19 protein-coding genes are annotated in these 18594 nt (G+C 27.1%); 1 reads left to right on the top strand and 18 read right to left on the bottom strand.

What is annotated here, in order from left to right:
• Positions 1 to 30: 30 nt before the first annotated feature.
• From LPC13_RS06525 to LPC13_RS06440, 18 genes are all read right to left on the bottom strand, one after another.
• On the bottom strand, positions 31 to 1317 hold the full coding sequence (locus tag LPC13_RS06525) for a murein hydrolase activator EnvC family protein (RefSeq protein WP_234088707.1): 1287 nt from the start codon (positions 1315 to 1317) through the stop codon (positions 31 to 33).
• A gap of 275 nt (positions 1318 to 1592) precedes the next feature.
• Positions 1593 to 1967: a hypothetical protein gene (locus LPC13_RS06520; RefSeq protein ID WP_005210988.1), complete on the bottom strand. Its 375-nt coding sequence runs from the start codon at positions 1965 to 1967 to the stop codon at positions 1593 to 1595.
• 193 nt (positions 1968 to 2160) lie between these two features.
• Entirely contained in the window at positions 2161 to 3117 is a 957-nt protein-coding gene (locus LPC13_RS06515) for an N-acetylglucosamine kinase (RefSeq protein WP_005210990.1), read from the bottom strand.
• Positions 3118 to 3128: 11 nt separating this feature from the next.
• Positions 3129 to 4223, bottom strand: a complete 1095-nt coding sequence (locus tag LPC13_RS06510) for a DUF871 domain-containing protein (RefSeq protein ID WP_005210992.1) — start codon at positions 4221 to 4223, stop codon at positions 3129 to 3131.
• A gap of 176 nt (positions 4224 to 4399) precedes the next feature.
• Positions 4400 to 4708, bottom strand: a complete 309-nt coding sequence (locus LPC13_RS06505; RefSeq protein ID WP_005210993.1) for a PTS sugar transporter subunit IIB — start codon at positions 4706 to 4708, stop codon at positions 4400 to 4402.
• A 156-nt stretch (positions 4709 to 4864) separates the two neighbouring features.
• Positions 4865 to 5566, bottom strand: a complete 702-nt coding sequence (locus tag LPC13_RS06500) for an alpha/beta hydrolase (protein WP_005210994.1) — start codon at positions 5564 to 5566, stop codon at positions 4865 to 4867.
• A gap of 96 nt (positions 5567 to 5662) precedes the next feature.
• Positions 5663 to 6940 carry a PTS sugar transporter subunit IIC gene (locus LPC13_RS06495; protein ID WP_005210995.1) on the bottom strand — a complete coding sequence of 426 codons (1278 nt, stop codon included), beginning with the start codon at positions 6938 to 6940 and terminating at the stop codon, positions 5663 to 5665.
• 159 nt (positions 6941 to 7099) lie between these two features.
• Positions 7100 to 7483, bottom strand: a complete 384-nt coding sequence (locus LPC13_RS06490) for a hypothetical protein (protein WP_005210996.1) — start codon at positions 7481 to 7483, stop codon at positions 7100 to 7102.
• Between the two features lie 2 nt (positions 7484 to 7485).
• Positions 7486 to 8637, bottom strand: a complete 1152-nt coding sequence (gene anmK, locus LPC13_RS06485) for an anhydro-N-acetylmuramic acid kinase AnmK (RefSeq protein ID WP_005210997.1) — start codon at positions 8635 to 8637, stop codon at positions 7486 to 7488.
• A gap of 94 nt (positions 8638 to 8731) precedes the next feature.
• Positions 8732 to 9064 (bottom strand): PTS lactose/cellobiose transporter subunit IIA, encoded by a 333-nt coding sequence (locus LPC13_RS06480; RefSeq protein ID WP_005211000.1) that lies wholly within the window; start codon positions 9062 to 9064, stop codon positions 8732 to 8734.
• Between the two features lie 12 nt (positions 9065 to 9076).
• The gene (gene murQ / locus LPC13_RS06475; protein WP_005211002.1) at positions 9077 to 9985 is read right to left on the bottom strand and encodes an N-acetylmuramic acid 6-phosphate etherase; all 909 of its coding nucleotides are present in this window, start codon (positions 9983 to 9985) and stop codon (positions 9077 to 9079) included.
• 211 nt (positions 9986 to 10196) lie between these two features.
• Positions 10197 to 11033 (bottom strand): MurR/RpiR family transcriptional regulator, encoded by an 837-nt coding sequence (locus tag LPC13_RS06470; protein WP_040418692.1) that lies wholly within the window; start codon positions 11031 to 11033, stop codon positions 10197 to 10199.
• Positions 11034 to 11253: 220 nt separating this feature from the next.
• A complete protein-coding gene (locus tag LPC13_RS06465; RefSeq protein ID WP_195244193.1) occupies positions 11254 to 12324 on the bottom strand; it encodes a mannose-1-phosphate guanylyltransferase in 1071 nt (356 codons plus the stop codon).
• A 161-nt stretch (positions 12325 to 12485) separates the two neighbouring features.
• Positions 12486 to 13862, bottom strand: coding sequence for an aldehyde dehydrogenase (locus LPC13_RS06460; RefSeq protein ID WP_234088706.1), 1377 nt, complete (start codon positions 13860 to 13862; stop codon positions 12486 to 12488).
• A 35-nt stretch (positions 13863 to 13897) separates the two neighbouring features.
• The gene (locus LPC13_RS06455) at positions 13898 to 14626 is read right to left on the bottom strand and encodes a DUF3298 and DUF4163 domain-containing protein (protein WP_234088705.1); all 729 of its coding nucleotides are present in this window, start codon (positions 14624 to 14626) and stop codon (positions 13898 to 13900) included.
• A 466-nt stretch (positions 14627 to 15092) separates the two neighbouring features.
• The gene (gene rluF / locus LPC13_RS06450; protein ID WP_005211060.1) at positions 15093 to 15881 is read right to left on the bottom strand and encodes a 23S rRNA pseudouridine(2604) synthase RluF; all 789 of its coding nucleotides are present in this window, start codon (positions 15879 to 15881) and stop codon (positions 15093 to 15095) included.
• A 16-nt stretch (positions 15882 to 15897) separates the two neighbouring features.
• Positions 15898 to 16896: an anti-sigma-I factor RsgI family protein gene (locus tag LPC13_RS06445; protein WP_005211062.1), complete on the bottom strand. Its 999-nt coding sequence runs from the start codon at positions 16894 to 16896 to the stop codon at positions 15898 to 15900.
• Between the two features lie 146 nt (positions 16897 to 17042).
• The gene (locus tag LPC13_RS06440; protein ID WP_005211064.1) at positions 17043 to 17651 is read right to left on the bottom strand and encodes a class D sortase; all 609 of its coding nucleotides are present in this window, start codon (positions 17649 to 17651) and stop codon (positions 17043 to 17045) included.
• Between the two features lie 396 nt (positions 17652 to 18047).
• Between LPC13_RS06440 and ispF the strand changes: the two genes are divergently transcribed.
• Positions 18048 to 18515: a 2-C-methyl-D-erythritol 2,4-cyclodiphosphate synthase gene (gene ispF, locus LPC13_RS06435; protein WP_040418704.1), complete on the top strand. Its 468-nt coding sequence runs from the start codon at positions 18048 to 18050 to the stop codon at positions 18513 to 18515.
• Positions 18516 to 18594 lie beyond the last annotated feature (79 nt).

Genomic DNA, 18594 nt, shown 5'->3' with positions numbered 1-18594 from the left:
AAAGTATTTGATATTTATAAGTAGATATTATTAGTATGGGATATAATCATATGGATCTACACGTTGTCCATTAACTATTATTTCAAAATGTAAGTGTGGTCCTGTACTTTGACCTGTGCTTCCAACAAAAGCTATTACCTCTCCTTGAGATACAGTTTGTCCATATGTCACATTAAATCCTTGAGCATGTCCATATAATGATTGTACTCCATTACCATGATTTAATATTACAGTATTACCATATCCTTCAATCCAACCAACATATTCAACAACACCACTCTTTGTTGCTAAAATTGATTCTCCAAAACTTCCTGCATAATCCATACCATTATGATTACCTGGTAAACCTGTAACTGGATTTATTCTTGGTCCAAAATATGTAGTAATTTCTCCACCAACTGGTCTCAAAAATCCACTTTCGCTTGGAAGTTGATCCACCTTATCTTGATTTTCTGAACCATTGTTAATATTATTTATTATACTATCTATCTGTGCTTGTAACTCCTGATTGTAAGCTAATAATGAATCAATTTCCTCATCTATTTCTATTCCATCATTTTCAAGTGCAATTATCATCTCTTGCTTTTCTGCTTCCATTGCTGCAAGTTCATCATAATACCCTTGTTCTTCAGCTTTTTTAGCCAATACTTCATTTTGAGAACTTACTAATTCTTTTTGCTTTACCTCAATTAGTTCTTTATTAATTTCTTGTTCTTTAATCTTTTCATCAATAGCTGCTATTTCATTCTTTATTTCTTTTTGAGTTTCTTTCAAATTTGCGATTAAATCTTTATCGTATTGCAATATTTTTCTTATTGTATTTAAATTTTGAAAAACCTCACTTATACTTTTACTAGTTATTATCATATAAATATATTGGTTAGCTAAATTTAATTTATAAACACTTCTTACTCTAGCATCTAATAATTCTTCTGTTTTAATCTCTTCTTCTTCTAATTTTTTTGCGTTAGCTTGTCTCATTTCTATTTCAATTTGACTCTCTTCAATTTCAGCTGTTACATTATCTATTTCGTGTTGTAGTTCATCAATTTGTTCTTGATATTCAGATATAATATTGTTAACCTCATTTATTTTAGCTTGTTGAGCGTCAATTTTTGCTTGAATATTACTAACTTCTTGTTGTCTTTCTTCTATATCATCATTTATATCATTTCTTTTTTCTTCTAAATCTTTGATAGCCTCATTATTACTATCCATTTCCTGTTGAAGTGAATTAGTATCTGTTGCAAAAGCATAACTAGTATTTACTAATAACGATATAACAATTATTCCTGCTATTTTTCTCTTTAGTTGCAATTTTTAACCCTCCATGTATATATCTATTATATTACTTTACTAAAAGTTTTATATTTTATAATTAGATAAAACTACATTTTTATCTAATTAACGTCTCTAAATAATTTTTCACTATTAAGGTAATCATATTATAAACTAGCTTAATGATAGTTACAATTGAATATAATTCACATATAGGTTATTTTTAACATATGATTTTAATTCTTTTATTTTTTATATTTAATTCTTAGTTAACCTTTACCTCTTAAAGTATCTATACTTCAATTTTTTCTAATTTAATATATTAAAACTAAATCCATTAATACATTGGTATAATAAGTTAATTTTTTAATATCACAGCGATCTATATTAGACAATATTCCTTCTATATTAATACATAAATCATCTAAATACTTTATTAAATATTTTTTACTATTTGTATATCCTTTAATATTATCGTCATCTTTTAATTTATTAGATATAGGTTTTATAATATTCAATACAGATTCAAGTCGTCTTTTATTCCTTATTTCAAAATTATCATCAACAGATGAAGTTAATATAACAAACCCTCTTATTTCTTCACCTATCTCTCTTAAATTATAAATTGAATCATCTAAATCAACAGAATCTTTTTTACCGATAAGTTTTAAAATTAATCTTCTATCCACATCTATCCTCTCCCTTCAATTATTCATTCTATATTTAGTTTAATTATATCAAACATGTTAGTACGTAGGAATTTATTAATAAATAAAAAAGATGATTTCTGAGTTTAACAGAAATCATCTTTTTATCGTGTGTGAACCTTTATTTTAATTATTATTTATATCTATACAATTTATTAATTATAATGATTTTATATTATTCATATTCTTTCATTTTATTAATTATTGCTTGACTTATTATATTCCCACTTTTAATATACGCAAGTAAACAAGCCCCTAAATGCGGTGATAATACCGGTGGTATAAGTTTTATATTATATTTCATTAAAGCAGTTCTTATAGGATTTAATATTAATTCTTCTGATTTAAATACTCCCCCTGTATAAGAAACTAAAACTACTTCATTTTTGTCAAAATTTCTTATAAGAACTTTTATAATTTCAGCAAGTTCTTCTCCTGCTTCTTTAAAAATATTTATAGCATTTTTATCACCATCTAAAGCTGCTATAGAACAAAAACGTGCAAGTTTTGCAATTTCTCCTCTATCATTTTTGATAACTTCATTCAAAAATGTAATTATTTGATTTTCATCATCTAGATTAAGTTCCTTCATAAAAACATCATAAAGAGCACCTTTTTCTAATCTTCCATCACATTCTTTACTAAAAACTTGTATAGATTTTTTTCCTATCCAAAAGGCTGAACCTTCATCTCCAACCGAAGGTCCCCACCCTCCACATCTATTAATTTTTTCTCCATTTATAGAAAGTCCAATTGATCCTGTTCCTGCAATTACATTTATACCATCTTTTCCACTTAAGGCTCCAGCTATAGCAACTCTAATATCACTATCTACAGTATATTCTAAACCTTTAAAAGCCGCCTTTGCTGCAGCCTCTATTTTAGGTTTAGCCTCTTGAACCTTCCCATATCCAGCTAGTCCTAAAAAAGAATGTTTAATTTCTTCTTTAGATATATTAGCTTCAGCAATCATATCATTTAAGCCAATTTTTAGAAGAATTTCAAGCCCCTCAAACCCTATCTGATTAAAATGACAAGTTCCCTTTGTTATTGAATGTACAACTTCCCCATTTTCATTTATTAAAGTAAAGGTAGTCTTAGTTCCTCCACCATCAACGCCTAAAAAATACATATTACTTCTCCTTATTTAGCTTCTTTAAAACTGAATTTTTGCCATGGTTTAATATAATCTAATATAAATACTTCTTCTTCTCTTATGTGTCCTACAACATTTGATTTACCACTATTAACCATATCATTTAATGCAATTTGAACTTCTCCTGCATAATGTCCATATTCACTACTTTCTATTATTACATCTCCTCTTTTTATTATTTCTGGAGCATTAAATAATGCAAAATAGTGACCTTTATATTTAACACGACTTTGAGTAGATCTTAAGAAATTATCAGATACATCACCTCTATTAAAGTGCATTTCTTCAAAAAGAATTTTTCTTTCAATTTCTGGTGTATTTTCATTTAATGTTATATCAAATGTAACCATATCTTTTCTCATTGATCCAATAGATTCTAATTCTTCATCTGTTGGATAACAGTTTGAAATAATTATATCATTAATATTTCCTAAAGCTATTAAGTGTTTAGCTTGAACATCTATAGGTAAATTTCTGTGTAATTCTAAAGTTGGTAATCCATATGCTACAGGCCATGGTCCAAATGTACCTTCTTTTTGGCTTGTTATAAATGCAGCTGTTCTTAACCCATACTTAGTGAAATTTTCTGTACATTTCATAAAATGATCGAAGTTTAATCCACTATAATTGTGGGGATAGAAGTTATGACAACCAATTAAGTTATCTTTGTTTGGCATATAATCCATTATCGTATCTATATAATGAGTATTATTACTCATGTTTATTTCTATTTTTAAACCTTGTGGGTTAAATGTCATTAATGATTCTTCCGAACCAGTAAATCCTGCATCTAATCTTAATCCATCTGCTCCTATTTCCTTAAAAAAACTTAAATCATTATAACTAATTCCTAAGTTTTCAAATATTCTTGGACTCACATCTACAATTATTTCAAATCCTCTTTCTTTTGCATATTGATTAGTTACTTTAAATTTTCTTACTATTTCTTTTTTGCTCTCTTCTACTGATAAAAGACAAGAGAATATTCTTGAAAATCCTTGTTTTGCAGCTCTATCTATGTAATCTAAAATTTCTCTTTCCGTTGATTTTTCTTGATATATTGATATCCCTAATTTTCCCATCCTAGTTCTCCTTTTTTATTTCAAAATTTTAATTATATGTATTTTATATAATTAAAGTGATGAACAAATATTCATCACTTTATATTAATTATGAAATAACTTTTTTCTGTGGCTTAAAGTTGTAAATTCCATTTATTAAATCAAATATTTAGAATCTTATTTATGTTTAACATTTATTATTTTCCTAATATTTCATTAACTTGCTTAAATAGCTTTGGTCCACCTAATGGACTGTAAGCTTGCGGTTGAATTAAGGCACATGGAACTCCAGCATTACTTGCTGCTTCCTTTAATATGTCAAATCTATGTCTAATTTGTGGAGCAACCATTGATACGTCCCATCCATTTTTAACTTCTTGCTCAAATTCTTGAGTACTTACTGCAAGAACTTCCATTTCAACACCGTTCTTTTCTGCTTCTTTCTTTAACGCATTTACTGCTATGGCACTTGACATTCCTTGTGAACAAACAAATAATACTTTCATCTCTAGTCCTCCTAAAATTAAGCTTTAAATTAAGCTTTTTGAAATCATTTTCAACTTACTTAAATTATAATTCTTTTTTCTTAGTTTTGCAATATATTTTTTATATTTTTTATAATTTTAACGAAATTTTATTTCATTAACTTTTATCTATCACTTTTAAAATATTATTTCAAAACTTTTCTTTAACCCCTCAGCAACAACTTTACTATCATGATTTCCTTCTACATAATAACCTTTTATATAAATATTATTTTTATTACAGTAATCTACAAACTTATAACAATTTGAAATGTCAACTATTTCATCTTGTAATCCATGAATTACTATATACTTATTTTTATTTAAATTTTTTATATTTTTAAACCAACTGTTATTCATCCATTTTTCTTCATCAAAAGGTCTTCCAAAGGCACACATCTGCCTAACACTACAATTTTCTGGTGGTACTGGATTCCATATTGCTGGCGAAATTAATATTATATTCTCAAATAGGTCTGGATATTTTAATGAAAGCCTTAAAGCTCCAAATCCCCCCATTGATACTCCACCTAACGTAATGCCTCTAATATTAATATTTTGCATTAAAAATGGAATAAGATCATTTATTATAGCTTTTTCTACTTTATCTAAATAATAAGAGTTAAATCCATTTGGTAATATAATTATTTTATTCTTATATTTCTCTACTATTTCTTGCATTGGAACTCTATCAACTAAAGTTCTATTATTTCCATTAGTTCCATGTAATAATATTACTACATCATACTCTTTTTCTTTTAAATAATTCCCTGGATAATAAGCTGTAAAACACCAATCCATTTCTAATGCTGTCGAATATATAAAGTCAGTTGTAATCATATTTATTACTCCTCATGCTATTTTCTTTTATTTATTCTATTAAAAAACATTTTATTATATAAAAAAAGAAGACTTATAAAGCCTTCTTTTTTATTTCTAAGCTGCTTCGTTTTCTTCACCTAATTCTTCAGCTAATAATTTCTTATCATACATTTTGAAGAATGGGTAGTAAACTAAAATTGATACAAATACTAAAATTAATGCTAATATAGCGGCTTTCCAGCTACCACCTGTTGCCATCCAAGCAAATAGTGGTGCAGGTAATGTCCATGGTGCAGCTATGTGCATTGATGGTACAATACCAGAAACTGTTGCTCCCCATGCTATTACTATATTAATTATTGGAGCAATTATGAATGGTATTATTAATATTGGATTTAATACTATTGGAGCACCAAACATAATTGGTTCATTAATATTAAATAGTGATGGTATTACTGTAGTTTTTCCTAACATCTTACCATATTGTGATTTAGCTCTTACAGCTAAAAGTATTGCTAATCCTAAAGTAGCACCTGCTCCTCCGATAAATACATATCCTTGGAAGAATTGTTCTGGGAATATATGTGGTGCTGCCTGTCCAGCTGCAACTGCTGCTGAGTTGTTATCTAATAATGTTAACCATAATGGTCTAGCTAAAGATCCTATAATACTCATTCCATGAATACCAAATGACCAGAAAAATCCTATTAGTGTTGAAATAAATATAGCTGATGGTAAACTATCCGCTGCTGATACTAATGGTGATATTACTTTTCCTATTATTCCATGCCAATCGATACCTAAGAAATATGTAAATATCGCAAAAAATGTTATTATAATTGCTGCTGGTGTTAAAGCTTCAAAACTTCTTGATACTGATGCTGGAACTTGTTCTGGCATTTTTATAACTATATTTTTAGTTTTAGTAAATCTTAAAACTTCAACTGCAAATATAGAAGCTAAAATTGCTACGAACATTCCTCCACCACCAAGGTTAGCCATAGGCATTGCCCATCCCATACCCTCAACTGTTTGTGGAACTAAAGTTAATAAGAATGATGTAGCTGCTAAAGTTCCCCCAGTAACTCCATCAAGATTATAAGATTTAGATAAACTATATCCTATTCCCCATGCAGCATATAAAGACATTATATACATTGTCATTCTATATGGTAAAAGAATAGTTCCTGCATGCTCACTTAACCATGATTTTATAGCTGTTCCTTCTGGAAATGGAAACAGTGCTATTATTAAGAATAAACTCCCAACTATTATAAGTGGTAAAGTTGAAATTATACCATCTCTTACTGCTCTCAAGTGACGTTGTTCCGCTAATTTAGCCATTGGTGTTGAAAGCTTTTCATCTAAAAATGTACTTAATTTTTCTAACATATTTTTTCCCCCTTGTTCGATCTATATTACTTTATGAAATTGTTTTCTTCAATTTACAAATTCATTTTAACACTTTATGAAATTGTTTGCAATATTTTTTTGGAATTTTTCTATTTTTTTTGAAATTTTATTTCTAAAACTTTTGAAAAGTATTTTTATTTATACATATACGCTCATAATTAACCATAAGAACCCTATAACGCAGAATGATACTGCAAAAATTAAATATGTATACCAGAACTTTTTGCAATAACCTTTTTTACTTTCAATAAAATACCTTGAATATGCTACAGCATAACTTGTAATTAAGGTATTTGCTATTATAGCAACCACTTCAAAATTCAATCCAGTAAATTGTAAAAGCATAGGTATAACTATTGTGGATACTATAGCAGCTCCTACTATCAACAAAGCACTTTTAAAACCAAATGTAGGAATATCGTAATCAGTTTTTGTTTTTCTCATATCTCCTACTGGCATTTTAAAACCTTTTTGATTAGATATTATACTTGTTTTTCCTTTTGTTAACTTTTCTTTACTCATTTTTACACTCTCCTAATTGGATTTGGTGTTATGTTACCTAATATAACTTTTTCTTTTGCTCCTGTGGCACTTGGAACATTAGAAAAATTATTATTTAAAGTTTCATTTCCTAATATAACAAAAGCTATAGCTTCCTTTGCATCTGATGATAAACCTATGTCATCTTGAGTAACTATACTTACATTAGGTAACTCATTTTTTAAATATGATAATAAAGTTTTATTATGTGCACCACCACCACCAATAATAACTTTATTTAAATTAACTTTATTCATTATGAAATTCTTATAATTTACTGCAATAGATTTTGCAGTAAACATAGTTACAGTTGATAAAATATCTTCCGGCTTTTTATTATTATATTTTTTTAATAATTCATCTACAAACTGCTGTCCAAACTCTTCCCTTCCAGTAGTTTTAGGTGGAAAAGCATTAATATATGAATGAGACATTAAATCATCTAATATATCATTTTGAATTTCTCCATTAGCAGCAATTTTTCCATCCTCATCGTAATTTAATTTAAATAATCTTTGACACACTTCATCTATTATCATATTTCCTGGACCAGTATCAAAGGCGAATATACTATTAATATCTCCACCTTTAGGAATCACTGTAACATTTCCTATACCCCCAATGTTTTGAAGTGCTATATTTTCTTCATCACTTCCATAAATAATATATTCACTATATGGCACTAACGGAGCTCCTTCTCCACCTGAAGCCATATCCATAACTCTAAAATTAGATACAACTTTTACTCCTGTTTCATAAGCAATTATAGCTGGTTCGCCAATTTGTAAAGTAGACGGTATAAAACTGTCTCTACTTTTAGGTAAATGATATATTGTTTGACCATGAGAAGCTATAAAATCTAAATTTTCTAAGGTTATGCCTGCTTTATTACAAACGTTTTTTGTAGCTTCTGCAAATAAATATCCTAGTTTAAAATTTAAACTGCATATTAAATCTACTGATGACTGTTCTTCCGAACAAGCTCTCTTAATTTCATCTTTTACATCTAATGGTATGGATGTAGTTATAAACTCAATTAACTTAATCTTTGTTTTTTTTCCAAAGTTATCAATTTCAACTAAAGCTGCATCTATTCCATCTAGAGATGTTCCCGACATCAATCCTACTGCATACATAAGGACCTCCGATTAATTTTAATATTCCAAAATTTATATAATTTATACTGCTTTTATGTATGGAAAAAGGATTGTTTAAAACAATCCCTTTTATTTACTTTAAATTAGCTAATTTAGTATCTATTATTTTATACATCTTAATCATTTTTTCTATTAGATTTCTAGCCTCAATAGCTGTCATTAAATGATCTTGAGCATGCACAAAAAGAACTGAAACTTCTGTATTTTCTCCTCTAGCTTCTGCTTGAATTATATCAGTTTGAACTTTATGTGCTTGGTTTAAAGCTTCATCTGCTTCTTTTAATAACTTTTCAGCTTCTTCAAAATCTCCATTTTCAGCAGCTGCTAACGCTTCATATGCTAATCCTTTAGCTGTTCCACCTGTACTTATTATTTCAAAAATTATTAATTCCATTTGTTCTGTCATCTTAAACTCCTCCTACGTATTAATGCTTTCTAAAGCTTTTCTTATATTGTTATCGTTTTTACTTAAAAATTCTATACTTTGTTCTTTATCTAAGTCTGATAGTATCATAAATATCGAAAGACGGACATCATCCCCTGTAATATTCATGTATTCTTCAGCTACTTCTCTTGTACATCCTGTACATTTCATTATTATTCCCTTAGCTCTTTCAACAAGCTTTTCGTTAGTAGCTTTAACATCTATCATAAGGTTTCCATAAACTTTACCTAGTTTAATCATTACCCCTGTTGAAATCATATTAAGAACCATTTTCTGTGCTGTTCCTGATTTCATTCTTGTTGATCCAGTCACAACTTCAGGTCCAACTATAACCTCTACTGGAAAATCTGCAATCTTTGAAATTTCAGAATTATTCACACAGGAAATTGATCCAGTTCCTGCCTTAATCTTTTTAGCATATTCAAGACCACCAATAACATAAGGTGTTCTTCCTGAAGCAGCTAAACCTATAACCATATCTTTTTCTGTTAAGTTTATATCTTTCAAATCTTCTACTGCTAATTCTTTAGAGTCTTCAGCTCCTTCTTTAGCTTTAAACATAGCGTCTTTTCCACCAGCCATTATTCCTTTAACTAATTCAAAATCAACTCCGTAAGTTGGAGGACATTCTGAAGCATCTAAAACTCCTAATCTACCTGATGTACCAGCACCTATATATATTAATCTTCCACCTCTTTTTAATCTATCATAGGTTTCATCAACAACAGATGCTATATTAGGAATAACATTTTCTACAGCTAATGCAACTTTTTTATCTTCATTATTTATAGTAGTAATCATATCAATAGTTGATAAACTATCAATACTCTTTGTATTTTCGTTTACTTGCTCAGTATCAAGTTTCTTTAAATCTATTTCCATATATGTCACCCCCGCGTTTCTTACAATTCACATTATATACACTTTCGAATAAAATTTCAATATTTTTTAAAATTTTAAGAAATTTTATTTCTGTAAACATATTCTTTATTCTTTTCTATTTTATTTTTCTTAAAAAAATAAAATGGATGTATAGAAATATATTTCTTCTTATAAATATATTTCTATACATCCATATATAATAAATATAAATTTATTTTATACTATTAATTGCCTCTCTAGTGCTCTTTATATATTCTTTTGTTTGCTTAAATTCATTCCTTGCAACACCAAGATATAAAATATCAACTATTGTTAAAGCATCTATTCTTGATGTTATAGCTCCAACTCTAAATTCTTTTTCATAATTAGGAAGATATATAGCATAATCTGAAATCTTTGAAAGAGAATTTTTATTATATCTTGTTATCGCTATAGTTTTTGCACCTTTTTCCTTTGCTATTTTTAAAGGAACATTAACCTCTTTGGTTTCTCCACTATAACTTATTCCTATTGCAACATCTTCCTTTTCAATATGAACAGCTGATGCAATTTGAGTGTGTGGATCAATTTGATATAATGTACTTTTATTTATTCTAAGAAGTTTTTGCTGTAAATCTAGTGCAACTAACCCTGAAGCTCCTATTCCAAATAAATATATTCTTTTTGCATTTATCATAGCCTCTATAATGTTTTTCATTGTATCAACATTCATTAAACCTATAGTTTCATCGATACTTGATATATTAGAAACTTTAACTTTTCTTATTATATCTTTTAAAGAATCATCTTCATTTATAATTACGCTAGTTTCATCATCTCTTTCATCTCTATCTTTAGCCAAATCTACTTTTAGTGCAGTAAACCCTTTATATCCTAGAGTTTTTGAAAATCTAACTACTGCTGCTGGTGAAATATCAGCCTTAGAAGATAATTCTTGAGCTGATAATCCTACAACCTCATCCTTATTCTTAATGATATACTCTGCTAATTTTTTTTCAGTATTTGTAAAGCTATTAAACCCTTCTTTAATTTTAAATATACAACTCATAAAATCACCTTTCATTAGTTTACTTTTATTTTAAAATCACTCTCTATCTCACTATGTTTAAATCTTACTTTATTTATAAACTCTATAGTTTATATTATCTTTTAAATATAATTTCTGCAATATTTATATTTTTAATTTTCTCTATTTCCATATGTAAAAACTAAAAAAGTAGCAAATTATAGTTATGATTTAACCTTAATTTACTACTTTTTACTCTTCATTAAATAAATGCCCCGTAATCATCAATTTCGTTGATATCATTAAGAAGATGTTTAATTTCTTGATCTTTATCCTTATCCATAACAAGTATAACATCACCAGCATCAACAACAACTAAATCTTTGACTCCAAAGCCTATAATAAGTTTTTCATCGCCTCCGAATATAGAACAATTTTCACAGTCTTGAATATATACATTGTTACTTATTTTATTGTTTCTATATTCATTTAAATATCTACTTAATGCATTAAAGCTACCTATATCATCCCACTTAAAGTCACCTTTTATTACATAAGCCTTTCTTGTTCTTTGCATTACACCAAAATCAATAGATATTCCATCTATTAAATTGTATTCCTCATTTACTACTTCTTCTTCATCTTTTTCTCCAAGATGTTGATATATATTCATTAAAGACTTATACATTTTAGGCAAATACTTTTCAATTTCTCTTAAAATAACATCTGCTCTAAAAACAAACATCCCTGAATTCCACAAATAAGTTCCCTTTAATAAGAAGTCTTTTGCCACTTCAATATTAGGTTTCTCAGTAAATCTTGCTATTTTATACGCCTGTTCAGACGAAACTATCCTTTCACCCATTTCAATATATCCATAAGCAGTTTCAGGTCTAGTTGGAGTTATTCCTATAGTAACTATACCCCTACGTCTATTTGCTATTTCAATTGCTTCCTTAAGTGTATCTAAATATACTTTTTCATTTTCTATATGATGATCTGATGGTAAAACTACCATTACAGCATCATTATCTTTCTTTAGTAGCTTTATTGCAGATAATCCTATACAAGTAGCAGTTTCTTTATTTTGAGGTTCAGTAAATATATTTTCTGAATTAACACCTGATAACTCTTGTCTTATTCTTTCTAAATAATCCTTATTAGTTACCACATAAATATTTTCCTTCTTAATTAAAGGAGTAATTCTTTCTACTGTATTTACTAAAAAGCTTTTATTATTAATAAGCTTTAAAAACTGCTTCGGCTTACTTGATCTTGATAGAGGATATAATCTTGTACCTTTTCCACCTGCTAAAATTAGCCCGTATATCACAAAATTCCACTCCACGTAGTACTATGTTTTATTATATGAGTGATTTTTTACAATTGTGAAATTATAAATAAATTAATAGTATTTTATAAATAAAAAATATTAAATTAATATCTTGTTAAGTCGCTCTATTAGTAACCTACATGTATATTTTCTATTTTTATTTATTTCATAACTTTTTTCAAAAGTTTAAACTTATCATTATATGGTGCAAATCTAACATTAAATTCAGTAAAAGTTCCTCTCACCATTACTGCTCTTTCATGAGTAAAAACATCAAAGCTTGCCTTACCATGATAATTTCCCATTCCACTACTTCCAACTCCACCAAAAGGTATATTAGAATTGGCTACATGAATGATTGTATCGTTAATAGTAACTCCTCCTGATGTTGTTGATCTTAATATATTTTCTATTTTATTTTTACTTTCTGAGAAATAATATAATGCTAATGGCTTTTCTTTATTATTCACATATTCTATTACTTCTTGTATATCGCTAAATTCTTTAACTGGAAGAATTGGACCAAATATTTCGTCTATCATTACATTTGCATCTTCATTAATATCTGTTAATATAGTTGGCTCAAAATACAAATCATTTTTATCTACTTCTCCACCAAAATAAACATTTCCCTCTTCAATATAAGATTTTAATCTATCTATAGTTTGAGTATTTATAATTCTTGGATAATCTATACTTTCTTTAATATTGTCTCCAAACTGTTTATGTATTTCATTTACAATCAATTTTAATAATTTATCTTTTATAGATTTATGCACATATAAATAATCTGGTGCAACACAAGTTTGTCCTGCATTTAAAAATTTTCCCCAAACTATTCTTTTAGCAGAAAGTTCTAGATTTGCATCATTATCTACTATACAAGGACTTTTACCTCCAAGTTCTAATGTTATAGGAGTAAGATACTTTGCCGCCTTCTCCATTACTATTTTTCCTACTCGCACACTACCTGTAAAGAATATATAGTCAAAAGGTAAATTTAATAATTCAGATACTACCTCTTTACCCTCAAGTGCTCCTACTACTTGAATATAGTTATAATCAAAATTTTCGTTTATTAACTCTTGTAACAGTATAGCCACATTTTTACTATATTCTGATGGTTTTATAATTGCAGTATTTCCAGAAGAAATAGCACCTATTAAAGGTGCTATAACTAATTGAAAAGGATAATTAAAAGGTCCAATTATTAATGTTACCCCATATGGTTCTTTATATACATAACTTTTTGAAGGATAATATAATATAGGAGATTTTCTTTTTTCCCTTCTAGCCCATTTTTTCACATTTCTTATATGTGTATTAATTTCTTCATATACTATTCCTAATTCTGTAGCATATGCCTCAAATTTTGATTTACCTAAATCTTTATTTAATGCCTCTAATATTTTATCCTCATTATTTTTAATTATATTTTTTAATTTTTTTAAGTTGTCTATCCTAAATTTAATATTAAGTGTATTTCCTGTGCAAAAATATTCTTTTTGATTATTAAAAACTGATAATATATCTTTCATACATACGCCTCATCTAATATCTATTATTTCCTTTTCTAAATTCTATCATAAATTAAATTACCATCCAATAACTTATGAGGTATAATAAATTCTGATATTCCTGATGCATACGGAGCTATTTCGTATAATCCAAAATAAATTACAAGAGAATTATTTTTAATATAAAAGCTTTGATTTTGCTTTATTCCATTAAATCCATCCTTCCCCATAAAATATCTATCTGGATCCTTTGCTATTTGTCTACCTATTTCTTTATCTATAACTCTTTTAAAATCAAACTCCTTCTTAAACAAGTCCTCTACCATCAATTCTGCACCTGTATATAAATCTACATTATATGCAATTCTAGTTGTTACTCCATGTGCTCCACCTGTAAACTGATAGTAATCTATATAAAAACTTAATATATCGCTGTTATTAGTAATCTTATATCTAGCATATAATTGATATGGCATTAATGGTGCTGGTGCATTTTTAAAATAATCATCTGCAACTTCTTTAACATCATTTATCCATGCTTCTGTCCACTTTATAATCTTATCATTAACATTTTTTTGTTGATTTTCATTAGTTAAATTTTCAATCTGAGGAATTATAACATTGACATCTAAGTACTCATTTTTACTTTTATAAACTTTATCCACAACATTAGCTTTATCAGTATATTGAATACCCACACACTTTTTCAACATTGCTTGTGGATAACTATTTAAAATTACTAACAACATAAATCCCCCTAAAAAGCCTATAATTAGACGTTTCATGTAATATCCCTCCTACTTTTCTGATAAAATTCTTCTTTTTTATATTATTATCTACATTATTGTTAATAATTATTAACAATAATATCAACAAATTAACAACAACTTATCCACATGTGGTTGTGGATTATGTGTGAAACCTCTATTTTTTGTTAATTCTTTAATTTTTTACATAGTAATTTTATAACTTATTTTTAAGAAATAAATATCAATATTTCATTTTAATATCATTTTTATCCACCTTTATTATTTATTTAATAATTAAATAGGCGTTTTAAACAAATTTTAATTTTTATCAACATTATCAACAGCACTCTTTCAATAACTGTTAATAACTTAATTATCCTTATTAGTATTAACAAAATTAACTTTCTTATAAACCTTTTTTTATTTTTTACAAAAATAAATATTTATAAAAATAACTCCTTGTTAGTAGTTTAATAAAATCACTAACAAGGAGTTCTCATTTTTATTCTTCTTCATCAACTTCTTTAGTTTTACCGGAGGTAGTTATTAATTTATTTATTACTTTTAACTCATCATAAGTTAAATCTCTCCATTTACCCATTTTTAAATCGCCTAAATCAATATTCATTATTCTTATTCTTTTTAACTTAACTACCTGATATCCTAGCGACTCACACATTCTTCTTATTTGTCTATTTAACCCTTGAGTTAAAATAATTCTAAAAGTGCAATTTCCCTCTTTTTTTACATAACATTTTTTTGTAACTTGCCCTAAAATTTTAATTCCATTTCCCATTCTTCTAATAAATTCATCATTAATAGGTTTATTAACTGTTACTATGTACTCTTTTTCATGATTGTTTCCAGCTCTTAAAATTTTATTAACTATATCACCATCATTAGTTAATAAAATTAACCCTTGTGAATCTTTATCCAATCTTCCTATAGGAAATATTCTTTTTTCATGATTAACAAAGTCAACAATATTACCTTTAACCTTATGCTCAGTAGTACAAGTAATTCCAACTGGCTTATTTAAAGCTATATAAACTAATTCCTCTTCTTTAGAAATAAGCTTACCATTTACTTTAACAACTTGACCCTTAGCTACTTTAGTTCCCATAGTAGCCTTTACGCCATCTACCATAACTTTTCCTTGTTCTATTAACTTATCTGCTTCTCTTCTTGAGCAAAAGCCTGACTCACTTATATATTTATTTAATCTTATAGTATCTCCTCTATCACTGTGTACAATTACCTGTTGATTATTTTTTCGTGACTTTTGCTGCATATTTACCTTCCTTTGTTTAATTAATTTTATGTTCGCTACCTACATTATTTAATTTAGCATTAATACCATTATTATAAATATATTTTTCACTTTTTTCTATACTTCCATACTTAATTGGTTTTCCACTAATTGTTATTATTATTCCCGAATCTAAAATCATATTGTTTTTATCTATATACTCTATAAAAGTACTTAAAGCTGTATCCATTTCTTTATCAACAACATCAATTTCCTTTATAATTTCACGACCTTCATTAGTTGTAGCTAATATATCAAAAACCCTACCATAAGTATTAACTTGTATTTTTACTTTTATTAAAGCATTATTCTCAACAACTATAGTTCTTACAATATTTCTATAGGTATATGTTATTCCTAAAGTTAAAGTAGTTATAATTATTAATATTATTGCTATATGAATCTTATAATCGCTTACAGTTTTTTTAGCAACTCCATCTCCTTCTTCACCTTTAATACATTGATTTAATAACCTTATTCTTTTAAATTCACCTAGAGATGTTATTATAATAGCACTTTTTTTATTTCTATATATGATAATACCTTTTAATAAATTGTTTTCCTTAAATTCTATTAATTCTTTTCCAATTTCATCTTTATTATTTTCTACAATTTGTACATATTCTCTAATATATCTATAAGCCGGATTTCCAAATATAATTACATATGCTATTATATATTGTTTATACTTTTCAATATAACTTTTTAACTTATTAGTTTCCTTACTAATTTCATCAACTGGTAATTCTTTACTTTCAATAAACTTATCATATAGCTCTACATTTTCAGTAATAAATAGAGCTATATTTAATATCTCATTTCTAATTTCGTAGCTTATATCATTCTCTATTAAATCTCTTATTAAAACTTTATATTCAATAAGCTCTGAAGTTATCTTATCTATCTCCTTACTTCTTGCCTCAATTATATCATCTCCAAGTAACACTAATGGGCAAGCTGAAGAAAATCTATATTTATCATTTATAAACTCCTGCATATTATTCCCCTAACATAACAAATCTTTAGTTAATATATAAAATATTTTTACAGTTTACTAATTAATCTCTATCATTAGTTATATAAGTAAATCTTTATTTCTTCTCTTAGTTATCACTTACAAAATAGCACTCTTCTTTTCTTTTATTATCCATTATTAATATCTTCAGTCTTTATTAATTTTCCCGTTACAACTACTCTTTGTTTTGCACCTACTGTACAAGTTATTAGAGTTATTTTCTCATAATCTGATTTTTCTAGAACTTCTACATCACTTGGATCAACTATAAAATTATCATCTATTTCATAAGTATATTTTTTATCCCTTGTATTAATAATTACTTCATCTCCAGCTTTAACTTTGTATAAATTAATAAATGCATCTGTATAATCAGAAACTCTATGTCCTGCAACAGCAAAATTTCCTACTTCTCCCGGCATAGCTGAATCTGGGAAATGCCCTAAAAAGTATTGTAATGTATTATCATCAATTCCTGTAACAATAGCTTGTTTTAATTTTATTCTAGGAATTTCCATAATAGCAATTGGTGAATAACCATTGATATCATCTAAGCTTACTACTTCTTGTGATGCATTTTCTCCTTCTTGTTTTTCTCCAGTAATTTGACCTTCAAATAAATCTATCATCTGCTGTTGTTTTTTATTTGTTTCTATTTTTTTATAAACTACATCCCCTACTATAAACACCCCAACTAGAATTAAAATTACCCCTACAATTCGTCTAAACTTGTCCATAAATTATCACTCCCATTTATTTTTTATTTTAGTATAAAATATCATTTTTTCTACATATATTATATCATAAAGCATTTAAAATAATATATTTATATATTAATTATGTAATATAGAGAGGTGTTTATGAAAGGGCGTAAAGATAATGTTATTTATATCGACTTTACATTCAAAAGAAAAAAAATAAAATCAAAACATTTCTTCTTTTTATACAAACTATATGCATACATCAGAAATATCTTTTCTTTTTATCCTAAAAAAACTAAAGGTAAAAAATCAAACTATGTAAAAAAATATAAATCTTCAAATTATTAATTTTAAATATCCCATTTTTATTATTATTAATATTACTTCTTTATGTTAAAATATATTAAAAAAAATTTTTATGAGGTGATTTTTATGAGAATAGGAATGGGATATGATGTACATAAGTTAGTTGAAAATAGAGACCTTATTTTAGGTGGAGTTAAAATTCCGTACGAACTTGGTCTTTTAGGCCATTCAGATGCTGATGTACTAATTCATGCAATAATGGATAGTTTACTTGGTGCATCAGCTCTTGGAGACATAGGAAAGCATTTTCCTGATACAGATCCAAAATATAAAGGTATCTCTAGTATTGAACTATTAAAAGAAGTTGGAAAGCTATTAAAGGATAATAATTTCACTATTGGTAATATCGATTCTACTATAATAGCACAAAAACCAAAAATGGCTCCACACATTGAAAGTATGAGAAAAAATATAGCTGATGCTCTAAATATATCAGTTAACCAAATTAATGTTAAAGCAACTACAGAAGAAGGTTTAGGTTTTACCGGTGAAGGACTTGGTATATCATCTCAAAGTATTTGCTTATTAAAGTAAAATAGAAAATAAAATACTACCAACAATACTTAAAACTATAAAAAATAATGAGTGAAAAGTTCTATTCATTTACTTCTCA

This window comes from Clostridium celatum, assembly GCF_021412605.1.
Taxonomy (GTDB): domain Bacteria; phylum Bacillota; class Clostridia; order Clostridiales; family Clostridiaceae; genus Clostridium; species Clostridium celatum.
Note: the sequence above shows the minus strand (reverse complement) of the source record. Positions and strands in the feature narration are given on the sequence as shown.